Origin of the sequence: Allofustis seminis DSM 15817, assembly GCF_000374325.1 — a bacterium.
Classification (GTDB): domain Bacteria; phylum Bacillota; class Bacilli; order Lactobacillales; family Carnobacteriaceae_A; genus Allofustis; species Allofustis seminis.
This window is the reverse complement of the sequence record NZ_KB894079.1, coordinates 41,000-53,398: the sequence shown is the minus strand read 5'-3', so window position 1 is coordinate 53,398 and position 12,399 is coordinate 41,000. Positions and strand designations below refer to the sequence as shown.

The following is a 12,399-nucleotide window of genomic DNA, read 5'->3' as shown; positions in this document are numbered from 1 at the left end:
TTTTAATTTTAAAAAAAGACTAAGTCACCTGGACGGTACTTAGTCTTTTCAGATGATAATTTATTAAAGTGTTGTCGTTGAGCCTTGATAGACATTTCCACGGCGGCTGTCTACTGTAATAAGTTCATTGGATTCGATTACTTTCGTTACACCTTTTGCATTTACAATAACTGGAATGCCCATTGCAATACCTACAACTGCTGCATGACTTGTTAGGCCACCTTGTTCAGTAATAATGGCACTCGCTTTTTCAATGGCTGGTAAGTAATCTTTATCAGTAGTTGGTGCTACTAAGATATGGCCTTCAATCATATTTTCATTTGCTTCTTCTGCTGAATGTGCCACGATAGCTCTACCAACGACTGTTCTTTTGCCAACACCTTGACCACTTACAATTTTCGAACCAATCATTTGAATTTTCATAATGTTCGTGGTTCCAGCTTCGCCAACAGGTACACCTGCTGTAATAATAATCAAATCGCCTTCTTTTGCAAATCCGGCTTCAAGTGTCTTAGTGGTTGCCATATCAAACATTTCATCTGTTGAAGTTGGACGAGGTTCAACCATTGGAACAACACCCCAAGCAAGCGTCAAAGTTAAAGCGACTTCCTCTGAACTTGTGAATGCAATAATATCTGCTTTTGGACGATATTTTGAAATCATACGTGCAGTATAACCAGATTCTGTTGCCGCCACAATTGTTTTAATGCCGAGGTTCTTAGCCGTATGTTGTACAGATTGACCAATAGCTTCCGTTGTATCATATTTGTCATGTCTTCTTGACTGATATGCATCTGTTTCAATCATAGCAAGCTCAGTACGAACACAAATGTTCGCCATCGTTTGAACAGCTTTGACTGGGTACAATCCTGCAGCACTTTCTCCAGAAAGCATGACAGCATCTGAACCATCAAAAATAGCATTAGCAACGTCATTAGCTTCCGCACGTGTAGGGAATGGATGCTCTTGCATAGATTCCAACATATGTGTTGCAGTGATTACAGGTTTTCCTGCCAAGTTACACAAGCGGATCATTTCTTTTTGAATAATAGGAACTTCCTCAACTGGGACTTCTACTCCCAAGTCACCACGCGCTACCATGATTCCATCTGTAATATCGATAATCGCTTGAAGGTTGTCTACTCCTTCTTGATTTTCAATTTTAGGGATAATTTGAACATCATGTGCATCATATTCATCTAGTAGTTCTTTAATTTCCATCACGTCTGCAGTGCTACGAACAAAAGAAGCTGCAATAAAATTAATTTTATTTTCAAGACCAAAACGAATATCATCGCGGTCTTTTTCTGTTAATCCAGGTAATTGAATGGATGCTCCTGGAACATTAACACCTTTATTATCTTTTAAAATACCGCTATTTAAAGCAGTTGTTACAATTTCTTGATTTTGTTCATCAATTTCTTTTACTTGAAGGTTAATGGCACCGTCATCTAATAAAATGGACATGCCAACGTTCACATCATTGATCAATCCGTCATATGTAACAGAAATTTTTTCGCGTGTACCAGCTACTTCTTTCATCGACACACGCACAACGTCACCTTTTTGAATTTGAACAATTTTTTCTTTCATGCGGTGTGTACGAATTTCAGGACCTTTAGTATCTAACATAATTCCGATTGTCGCATTTCTATTTTTAGCGGCTTGGCGGATATTTTTTATTTTTTGTAAGTGTTCAGGATGTGAGCCATGTGAGAAATTCAAACGTGCGACGTTCATTCCGGCATCAATCATCTGTTCAAGTGTCTCTACTGATTCACTTGCTGGTCCAATGGTACAAACAATTTTAGTTCTTTTTGTTACTGTCATATGAGTTAACCTCTTTCATTCTTTCCAATTTATTGAATCATTGCATTAATATCATAAAGTTCGAGTTTTGGCTGATGTTTTAAGCCAGAAAATATATCTTCAAATGGATGCGTAACAATTTGATCATTTACAATCGCTACACATTTTCCACCAATGCCTTTTTGTAATAATTCTACTGCGAAAACTCCAAACCTTGCAGCTAAAACACGATCTCGAACGGTTGGTTTTCCACCACGTTGCATATGCCCTAAGACGACATAACGTGTATCATATTGTTCTGTTAAACGTGTCATATGTTGCATTAATTCATTAGCAGACATTACGCCTTCAGCTAATACGACAATTGCATGACGTTTTCCATTTTCAAATTTTTGAATAATATGATCTTGGAGTACTTCATAATCAAAATCATGCTCTGGAATAACAATTTCTTCCGCCCCGCTTGCAAGTCCTGTCCACAATGCAATATCTCCTGCATCGCGTCCCATAACTTCAACAATCATAACGCGTTTGTGGCTTCCAGCAGTATCTCGAATATTATCAATCGCTTGTACCACTGTATTAATTGCTGTATCAAAACCAATCGTAAAATCTGTTCCTGGAACGTCATTATCGATCGTTCCTGGGATCCCAATACATGGATAGCCTAATTTAGTTAGAGCAGCTGCACCTCTAAATGAGCCATCCCCACCAATAACAACTAGCCCTTCAATCCCAAATTTTTTTAGCTGTTCAATTCCTTTACGTTGACCAGCTTCTTCTTTAAATTCAGGATAGCGTGCGCTATATAGAAAAGTTCCACCAAATTGAAGCTTACCACTCACATCTTTAGCGGACATCTTAAATATCTCACCATTCACGAGTCCCGCATAGCCGTTGCGAATGCCATATACTTCCATACCATCTTGAATTGCCTTTCGAGCAACTGCCCTAATGGCAGCGTTCATCCCTGGTGCATCTCCTCCACTTGTTAATACACCAATTCTTTTCATTAATTATCACCCTCTTACCTCAATCTATATTATCATTCATATGTTAACACTTTTTTATGCTGTTGTCTTGAAAATCTGTGAAAATTTATACAGTTTTATCTTTTGGTTGACGTGACAGCCAAGTATATTGATTTTTTCCTAATAAAGCTTCTAAACGCATCAATAATTTTTCATTGTAATGTATTGCATATTTTGGTCGCAATTCATAGATTTTCCCCGTTGTATCATCATAAATACACGTTGGAATTGTACCTGATGATTCTTGGAATATCGCTAAAACTTTTTCTAATACTTCTTGCTGTTTTTCCATATTTTTCATGCGGACACATAATCTATACTGTTCCATCTTCTGATCTTTTATTGTGGCGATGATGTTATCGAGTGGCTGCATATCATCAACGAGTATCTTTTTTTCGTGCGGATCGATTTCCACTGTTCCAGATACTATAAAATAATCCTGCGGAACAACTTGTTTAATATATTTGTGGTGCTGTTTCGGGAAAAGAACGAGCGTTAACGACTCCGTTGTTGTACGACACTTAATAAAGGACATTGGAATTCCTTTTTTCGTCTGAATTGTTTTGATAGACTGTATCATTACCAATTGCTTTGTACTTTCCTTATCCTTTACTGCTTCATTAATTTGTACGCCGAATTGAGGCAGCATATTCATCACATCAGCGTCGATCATATTTGAAAAATAATACCCCAACACTTCAAATTCTTGCTCACTTTTTTCTTCTTTTGTTAATTCCTCTTTGGCTTCAATTTTAGGGTCAAATACTTCCAGCAATTCAATACTTCCATGACTCATTGAAATACTTTCGATGGCAGTGTCTAAAGAAGTGAGCATTTCATTACGATTATATCCTCCTAACTCATCAAAAGCACCAGCATAGATAAGAGGCAGAATCTGCTTACTATCGCGCCACCGCGATGGAATGCGCTGAATAAAATCTAGAAGGTCTTTAAATTTACCGCCATTTTGACGCTCACTTAATATATCGTGAATAAATTGGCGCTGTAATCCTTTAATTTGGCGTAATCCAAAACGAATCGCTTTATGGTACACTGTGAAATCCGTCCAACTATAATTAATATGCGGAGCATAAAGCGTTACATTTAATAATTTTGCTTCATTGAGAAGCTGCATCATTTTAGTATGTGAATGCGATGATAGGAATAATGCTGCATAAAAACTGGCTGGGTAATGTGCTTTAAAATAGGCGAGTTGGTATGCTACTTTAGAATATGCAACGGAATGTGAGCGGTTAAAGCCGTAATCTGCAAAGCGCTCAATCAGTTGATACACTTGATCTGCTACTTGTGCACTATATCCTTTTTCTACGGCACGGGCTACAAATTGCTGGTGCCCACGTTTCATTGCTTGAACATCTTTTGCCGAAACCATACGCCGTAACATATCAGACTCATTTAATGAATAACCCGCTAACTTTGTTGCAACACGCATGATCTGCTCCTGATATACCATAATACCGTAAGTAACCTCAAGAATCGGTTTTAGATCTTCATGTGGATAATCCACAGATTCTTCGCCATGTTTTCGCTTGATAAAATGATCAATCTGTTGCATTGGTCCCGGTCGATATAAAGCATTGACTGCTACAATATCTTCAAAATTAGTCGGATGCAATTTTTGAAGAACATGTTTGATTCCATCCGATTCAAATTGAAAGATGCCATTTGTCATACCTGATTGAAAAATGGCCAATGTCTTAGGATCATTATCAGGAATTTCTCGAACGGAGTGAAGGCCTGGTTTTTGCTCATACTGACTGAATTTTAAACAATCTGCTAAAATCGTTAAATTCTGCAATCCTAAAATATCAAGCTTCAGCAGTCCTACTTTTTCGACATCATTCATTGTAAATTGGGTCAAAAGTAGCGACATATTCGACTTCATTAAAGGAACAACTTCTACAAGGGGACGTTCCGATAGAACAACCCCCGCAGCATGTGTTGAATAATTTTGCGGGATACCTTGTAATGTCTTAGCAATTTCAAAAAATTGACGATTATATTCATTTCGTTGAACTAATTGTTGGAGTGGTTTTGATTGTTTATACGCTTCATCTAGCGTTGTATTTAGTCCAAGGTTTGGAACGGCGTTTGACCACTGATCCGCCATTTTCTTATCTAATCCAAAAACTCTCGCTAGCTCACGTAATGCCGATTTTGCTCGATATGTTCCTAATGTACAAATTTGGGCAACATGATGCTGTGTATATTTTTCTTCAAGATAATCTAGAATTTCGCCCCTGCGATCACTTGGAAAATCTAAATCAATATCTGGCATTGTATAGCGCTCTTTATTCAAAAATCTCTCAAATAACAAATCATATTGGATAGGATCCACATCAGTAATGCCTAGAACATAGGCAACCAACGATCCCGCACTTGACCCGCGTCCGCTTCCAGTGAAAATATGCGAACGATGTGCAAATCGAATAATATCCCATACAATTAGAAAATAATCCGAAAAACCCATTTCTTCAATAATACGTAATTCATATTTCAAACGGTTCTCATATTCAGCGGTCACATTCTCCACTCGCTTAGGTAATTGCTTTTGGCATAGATCAAATAGATACTGCGCACTCGACCGCTTGCCAGTGTCAGGAAATTTTGGCAGTGTTGGCTGTCCTAATTCAAGTGATAGATGTATATTTTTTGCTAAATTAGCCGTATTATCGGCAGCAGCACTTAGCCCATATTTATGATACTGTGCTTCATGTGCTTGTGGAGAAAGTAATTGTTCTCTATGGTCTTCTGGTAGCGGATTCAAGTCTCCCATCGTCACTTTACCAAAGCGGTCGCCTCCGCGAATAACTTCTAGTAAATTTTTTGTATAATGCTCTTGACGTGTTGTATATGTTACATGTGGTGTTGCTATTAATGGAATATTCTCCGATTCAAAATGTTGACGAAGCACATGAGGCAAAAAATTAGGCTCAACTCCGATATAAAAATCGGTAAAATGATCGGAATAATGATGTATCCAGTGATCAAGCGCTGATTTTTCCCACTCATTTTGCGCTTTATTTTTTATCTCATCCGTCAATTTAACAATACAGGCCACATCTTTTTCATAATCTGTTAAATCAGTCAGGTTGCAATTTTCTTGTTTTAGAGATTGCATGGTCGCTATTGCTAGAAGATTTTGGTAGCCATGATTCGTCTTAGCAATAAAAATTACTTCATCAAATGGTGCATGAAGTGGCGAAGGAAGGCGCAGCGTGAGTCCAATAATTGGCATAATATTATATTTGATACATGCCTCATAAAATTCAATGGCACCTGTCAACGTCTGAAAATCAGTTAAGGCAAGTGCAGAATATCCTAACTCTTTTGCACGCTTTGCTAATTTTTCAGGAGCTAATGGACTACGCAATAAAGAATAATAACTATAAGCTTGCATATGAACAAATGCCATCTCATACCCTCCTTTACCATCTAATTCCAAGTGCAATACGAGCATAGCGCGACATCTTTGAAGGATCCCACGGTGGATACCACACAAGTTTTACATCTACTTCATCTATTCCTTCAATCGGCATGATGGTTTTTTTTATTTCTTCAAAAATTATATCAGCTAATGGACACCCAATAGTCGTTAATGTCACTGTAATGGTGCATTTTCTTTCTTCAGAAATTTCTACGTCATAAACGAGTCCCAAGTTCACAATGTCAATGTGCAACTCGGGATCAATGACTTCCTTTAGTGCCCCCATAACCTTCTCTTTTAAACTTATATTTTCTACTTCGCTCATCTTATATTCCCCTTATGTGTTCTACTACTATCATACTAAAAAACTCAAAAACTTTAAATCCCAGCCTATTTTTCTCCCTGTTTAACATTCCATTTCAATTTGCTATAATATAAAGGACGAAACAGAAAGGTGCATCATATGAACAAAAAATTAATTGCTATCGATCTTGACGGCACAACATTAAATAATGAATCTGAAATCGGAAAGTATACAGAAGAAGTTTTTACGGAAGTTGCTAAAAAAGGACATCTCATTTGTATTGTAACTGGACGCTCTTATCGTAATAGTCAGCGATTTTATCGCCAGCTCCAGCTCAATACCCCTATGGTAAATTTTAATGGTGCACTATGCCATCATCCCCATGATCATCAATGGGATGCATCCTATAAGCAGACATTAGACAAGCATATTGCACTCAGTATGTTGCAGATGAATGAATTTGAACATGTAAAAATGATTGCAGCAGAAACAATTGATGCTGTATATATGGATCGTGATTTCATTCCTTATCCAGAATTTTTTAATTCACAAAATGAAAATGCCCAACCCTTTGATGAACAATCTTTAAATGAAGATCCAATTTCTGTTAGTATCTTCACGCATAATGATCATGCACACAATCTTATAAAAGATAGAATTCTATCCCTTGTCGACAACAAAGTCGAGGTAAGAACATGGGGGGGATTTGCCCCTTGCTTGGAACTTGTTCAAGCGGGCGTTCAAAAAGCAATGGGGGTTGAAAGAATTGCCGAATATTATCGCATTCCACGCCAAGACATTTTAGCTTTCGGCGATGAAGATAACGATTATGAAATGATTCAATATGCAGGACATGGTGTCGCAATGGCCAATGCTATTATGCCAATCAAAAAAATCGCAGATGACCAGACCCCATTCACCAATGCCGAACAAGGTGTCGCGCGTTATTTAGCAGAATATTTCAATTTATAATAAAAAAACTTGCGGATTCAATTGAATCCGCAAGTTTTTATTTTTATTTATTTTGTATTCCATTAAAAAAGACATTCAATAAGACGGCTGTGATACTTCCTGCAACAATTCCACTACTTGTAATCCATGACAATCCACTAGGTAATTGTAAGAAAGCTTCGGGTACAACGGTTACACCCAAGCCAACAGTAATCGCTGATGCAATAATGGTCATATCATCACCAGAAAGTCCCATAGAACCTAATACACTCACGCCATATGCAAATACATTTCCAAATAGAAAAATCATCGCTCCACCTAATACTGGTGCTGGGACAGCCGTTGCAAATACACCCAACTTCGGAATAAAGCCCATCAGTGCCATTAAAATAATCAAATTCATAATGACTTCACGTTTACGTACGCCCGAAACCTTTATCACTCCTAAGTTTTGTGAAAAAGCTGTCTGTGGTGTCGTATTAAAGATTCCTGCTAGAAGATATCCGATACTTGCAGAACGATACCCTTTTCTTAAATCAGCTTCTGATAATTTCTCATCGCCTTCCAATAACCCAAAATAATTACCTGTCGCTTCAATAAATGTCACAATACCAACAACTGTCAAACTCAAAATGCTGCCAAAATCAAATTCTAACGCGGCCACTGACAGAGGCATTGGCACTTGAAATAAAGGTGCACCGGAAACAGCTGACAAGTCCACCATACCAAATAACGATGCTACAATTGTACCGATAACCAATCCAATAAGTGTCGCAACAGATTGAACAAATCCACGTGTAAATTTATAAATAAATAAAATAATTAAAAATGTTAAAAAACCAATTCCTAAAACTTTCAAACTACCATAAGAAGTAGAACCTACACCACCTGCTAAGTTATTAATAGCGACAGGCATTAAGGTAATCCCGATTAACATCACAACAATTCCCGTTACAAGTGGTGGAAATAATCGATTCAACTTTGCAAAAACTGGAGCCAATATTAACATGATAACTCCCGCAGCAAAGACACTACCAAATGCTGTCGCAACATTATGCTCTAATCCGATTTTTATCAGTGGTCCAACTCCTGTAAAAGTACTTGCCATCACAACAGGCAAACCAATTCCCACATATCTTCCATCATAAATTTGTAAAAAAGTCGTAATTGCACAAATTACAATATCTGCGGCAACCATATAAGCCGTTGCTTCAGGTGGCAATCCCCATGCATCTGCAATAATAATCGGAACGACTACAGCACCCGCATACATAGCAAGTAAATGTTGAATACTGAGCGCAATATTCTGACCTTTTTTCATCTCATTCCAAGCAAGTTTATTCAATTATTCTTCATCCTCCACGAATTCTACCGTTTGATTAGCTAATGATTTAATACGACAAATCGAATAAATATCAGCACCTGCCTGTTCTAATTTTTCACGTCCAGACTGAAAGGATTTTTCGATACAAATGCCAACACCTACAACTTCAGCACCGGATTGTTTTACTAGATCCATTAATCCCAATGATGCTTCGCCATTTGCTAGGAAATCATCAATAATAAGAACTTTATCCTCAGATTTTAGATATTTTTTGGATACGATAACGCGACTTGTTTTATTTTTCGTAAAACTATGAACTTCTGTTGCATACAAATCTTCTGATTTCAAAGTGGAAGGTTCTGTTTTTTTAGCAAAAAGCATTGGAACTCCCAAATCACTCGCCACCCAAATCGCAGGTGCGATACCGCTTGCTTCAATGGTCAAAATTTTTGTGACACCTTTATTGCCAAAATATTCTACAAATTGTTTACTCACTTCGCGCATTACTTTCGGATCAATTTGATGATTCAAAAAAGAATCGACTTTCAATATATTCTCATTAATTACTATACCATCCTGGATAATTCGCTCTTTTAAATAACTCACAGTATCATTCCTTTCATAAGATATATGAATTATACGAACATTTTGTTTATAAATCAAGTTATTATTCGTATTTAAAATAAACAAAAAAAGAACCTAGACTTTTAAAAGTCTAGGTTCTTCATGAAATTATTCTACAATATCAACGACATGAAGACCATATTTGTGTAAGTCTTTTCCTGCTTTTGAATCATGTGCCCAAGCAGATACACGGTTGCTTACAAGCTGTAACTCTGTTCTCCAAATTGTTGGAATAACAGGTGCTACATCATATAAGAAGTATTCTTGCCATTCATGGAAGATTTCATAACGTGTTTTTTCATCTAATGCTTCTACAGATGACATTTTCTTGAAGAATTCAGTGTTTTTCTCATCAACAAAACGTGAGAAGTTAAATGCTGCTTTTTCTCCATAAAGGTTTGTAGGAGTTGGATCACTTCCTACACCCCAGCCGCCTTCATGAACATCAATCTTAGGATCGTCCGCTTGAACACGGTCATAGAATGTGTTTACTTCATGTAAGCGTCCATCTACTAATTGAACATTAAGTCCTACAGCTTCCCATGCTTGTAGGTAGTATTTGGCAATAGGTTCTGCTGCATCAGAGTTTGCACGTGCCATGTAGTTGATGACTAATTCATTTCCATCTGGATCTTCACGGAATCCGTCACCATCAACATCTTTATAACCTGCTTCATCAAGTAATTCTTTAGCTTTTTCCGGATCATATGGATAACCTTTAAGCTCTTTGTTCATATAATCTCCAAAGACTGGAACAATATGGCTTGTTGCACGGAAACGAAGTCCTTGATAGAAACGTTCACCCACTTGATCAATATCTAAAGAATAGGCCATTGCTTGACGCAAGTTCAAGTTAGCCATTTTTGAATTAGGATCATATTCGTTCATACCAGTTTCAGCATTCCATTTACCTAATTTAAAAGCAAGATATTCATATGAGCCTTCAGTTGTTCCTAAAATAGTATAACCATCAAGACCATCTTTAATTGCTTCATATTGGGTACTTGGGAAGTTTAATGTTAAATCAAATTCTCCTGCTTGAAGAGCTGCTACGATACCTGAGGTTGGGACACGTTCAACAACAATTTTGTCAATTTTTGGTGCACCACCAAAGTAGTCTTTGTTCGCAACATACTCTACAGATTCACCAGGAACCATTTTGTTAACTTGGAATGGACCAAATCCAATTGGATGTTCACGAACTCTTTCATGTTCTTGCAATTCAGTCACTGGAATATCTCCTAAGTAGTGACGAGGTGCCGCATATCCCCAAACAAGTCCACCAGCTTGATATACTTGGAATCCTACAGGTTCTTTGAAGTGAATTTCTAAGTTGTAATCATCCACTGCAACAAGTCCTGAGATAGAATCTGCTTCACCATTATGATATTCTTCTACACCTTTAACTTTTTCAAAGTTATCACCATAACGTACACCATCATATTCTGGGTCACAGATGATTTCATAAGCAAAAACAATATCATCTACTGTAACTTCTTCTGGCTCAACTTCATCGTTTCCTTGCCACTTCGCACCTTTTTGAAGTGTAACTGTCGCAACGTTACGGTCTTTATCATAAGATAATTTACCGAGTGCACCATCAACAAATTCTTGGTTATATTGATAGTTTTCGTCTTCAGCAAAAATATTCCCCATATTATAAGCCATCAATTGGTTGTCAAGTTGGAATGAATACAATTCCCAACTGAAAATTCCTGGGAAAGCTGCATCAGATACCATACCTATGCGAAGTGTTTTCTCTCCGTCAATAGGTTTCCCTTCATTCTCAACAAACTCTACAAATTTATCGTTTGATCCTGAACCTTTCTTGTCAGAATCTCCACCGCCACAAGCCGCTAATAGCAAAGCTGCAGATGCTGCGGTAGCAATTAAACTAAACTTCTTCTTAAATGACATAAGAAATCCCCCTTTTTCTAAAATTATCCTAATCTTTGTTTTGCGTCAATCGAGCGTTTTAATGCTTGACCGACATAGTTTATGCACAACATCAACACGAGGATAACGGTTGATGCAGGCAGCCAAACCCAAGGTCTAAATTCCAAGTTATATGGCGTATTCGCTGCAGATACCATACGTCCTAAACTTGGAGTGCCGTCCGGAAGTCCGAACCCTAAGAAAGTAAGCCCTGTCTCTAAGCCAATATTTGCAGCATATGATAAAATCAATTGGACTGTAATTAAAGAAGACAAGTTTGGTAACATTTCATTTAATATAATTTTATATGTTGGTGTACTCATTGTTTTTGAAGCACTGATATAGTCTAAACGTCCTTCGCTAAGTGCTTTACTACGAACAATTCGAGCATAACCTGTCCATGAGAAAATACTCATAATAAAGATAAATGTCCACACACTCTGATCTGCTACAACTACCAAAAATGCAATAATAATCATTGTTACTGGTAGTGTCATCACAAAATCATTAAAGCGCATAATTGCACTATCAACTTTTCCGCCATAGTAGCCTGAAATTAATCCTAGCGTAATTCCGATTGCTGCAATAATTGTTGTTACAGCAAAAGCAATCAAAACAGAAACACCTGTCGCAATAAAGATTTGTAAGAATACATCGCGTCCGAATTCGTCTCCACCCATGATATAGGTTTTTTCGCCATTCCACGCTGCAATGAGCTTGTCAAAACTAAAAGGTTCAGGCGATCTAAAGTGACTGAGGATATCGACTTCCATAACGCGTTCCCAATCTAAACGAATCGACCAAATGGCAGACAACGCTAAAATTGCAACAAGAATAATCAAAGCACCTAATGCCACTTTATCTTTTTTGAATTCACGAACGATTACGCTGAATCCCATAGGAGGAGCTGAAACTTCCGTGCTGTCGACTGCTGTCTCGACAACTTCTTGTTTATTTATAGCCATACTTTTCA

At 37.4% G+C, this 12,399-nt stretch carries 9 protein-coding genes; 1 reads left to right on the top strand and 8 read right to left on the bottom strand.

The window, feature by feature from the left end; all coding sequences use genetic code 11:
* Positions 1-63: 63 nt before the first annotated feature.
* The 4 genes from pyk to C231_RS0100225 all read right to left on the bottom strand — a co-directional run bounded on the left by pyk (position 64) and on the right by C231_RS0100225 (position 6,613).
* Positions 64-1,830: a pyruvate kinase gene (gene pyk / locus C231_RS0100240; RefSeq protein ID WP_018658644.1), complete on the bottom strand. Its 1,767-nt coding sequence runs from the start codon at positions 1,828-1,830 to the stop codon at positions 64-66.
* Positions 1,831-1,859: 29 nt separating this feature from the next.
* Positions 1,860-2,822, bottom strand: coding sequence for a 6-phosphofructokinase (pfkA, locus tag C231_RS0100235; RefSeq protein ID WP_018658643.1), 963 nt, complete (start codon positions 2,820-2,822; stop codon positions 1,860-1,862).
* 85 nt (positions 2,823-2,907) lie between these two features.
* Entirely contained in the window at positions 2,908-6,276 is a 3,369-nt protein-coding gene (locus C231_RS07450) for a DNA polymerase III subunit alpha (protein ID WP_018658642.1), read from the bottom strand.
* 13 nt (positions 6,277-6,289) lie between these two features.
* Positions 6,290-6,613, bottom strand: a complete 324-nt coding sequence (locus C231_RS0100225; protein ID WP_018658641.1) for a metal-sulfur cluster assembly factor — start codon at positions 6,611-6,613, stop codon at positions 6,290-6,292.
* Positions 6,614-6,751: 138 nt separating this feature from the next.
* On the opposite strand from C231_RS0100225, the gene C231_RS0100220 reads away from it, so the two are divergent.
* A complete protein-coding gene (locus C231_RS0100220) occupies positions 6,752-7,564 on the top strand; it encodes a Cof-type HAD-IIB family hydrolase (protein WP_018658640.1) in 813 nt (270 codons plus the stop codon).
* Between the two features lie 43 nt (positions 7,565-7,607).
* Here C231_RS0100220 and C231_RS0100215 read toward each other — a convergent pair whose 3' ends face one another.
* The 4 genes from C231_RS0100215 to C231_RS0100200 form a co-directional block, all read right to left on the bottom strand.
* Positions 7,608-8,888 (bottom strand): nucleobase:cation symporter-2 family protein, encoded by a 1,281-nt coding sequence (locus C231_RS0100215; RefSeq protein ID WP_018658639.1) that lies wholly within the window; start codon positions 8,886-8,888, stop codon positions 7,608-7,610.
* Complete coding sequence (locus C231_RS0100210; RefSeq protein WP_018658638.1) at positions 8,889-9,473, bottom strand: xanthine phosphoribosyltransferase; 585 nt, start codon at positions 9,471-9,473, stop codon at positions 8,889-8,891.
* A 126-nt stretch (positions 9,474-9,599) separates the two neighbouring features.
* On the bottom strand, positions 9,600-11,408 hold the full coding sequence (locus C231_RS0100205) for an oligopeptide ABC transporter substrate-binding protein (protein ID WP_018658637.1): 1,809 nt from the start codon (positions 11,406-11,408) through the stop codon (positions 9,600-9,602).
* A 23-nt stretch (positions 11,409-11,431) separates the two neighbouring features.
* Positions 11,432-12,391, bottom strand: coding sequence for an ABC transporter permease (locus C231_RS0100200; protein WP_018658636.1), 960 nt, complete (start codon positions 12,389-12,391; stop codon positions 11,432-11,434).
* Between the last annotated feature and the right edge of the window lie 8 nt (positions 12,392-12,399).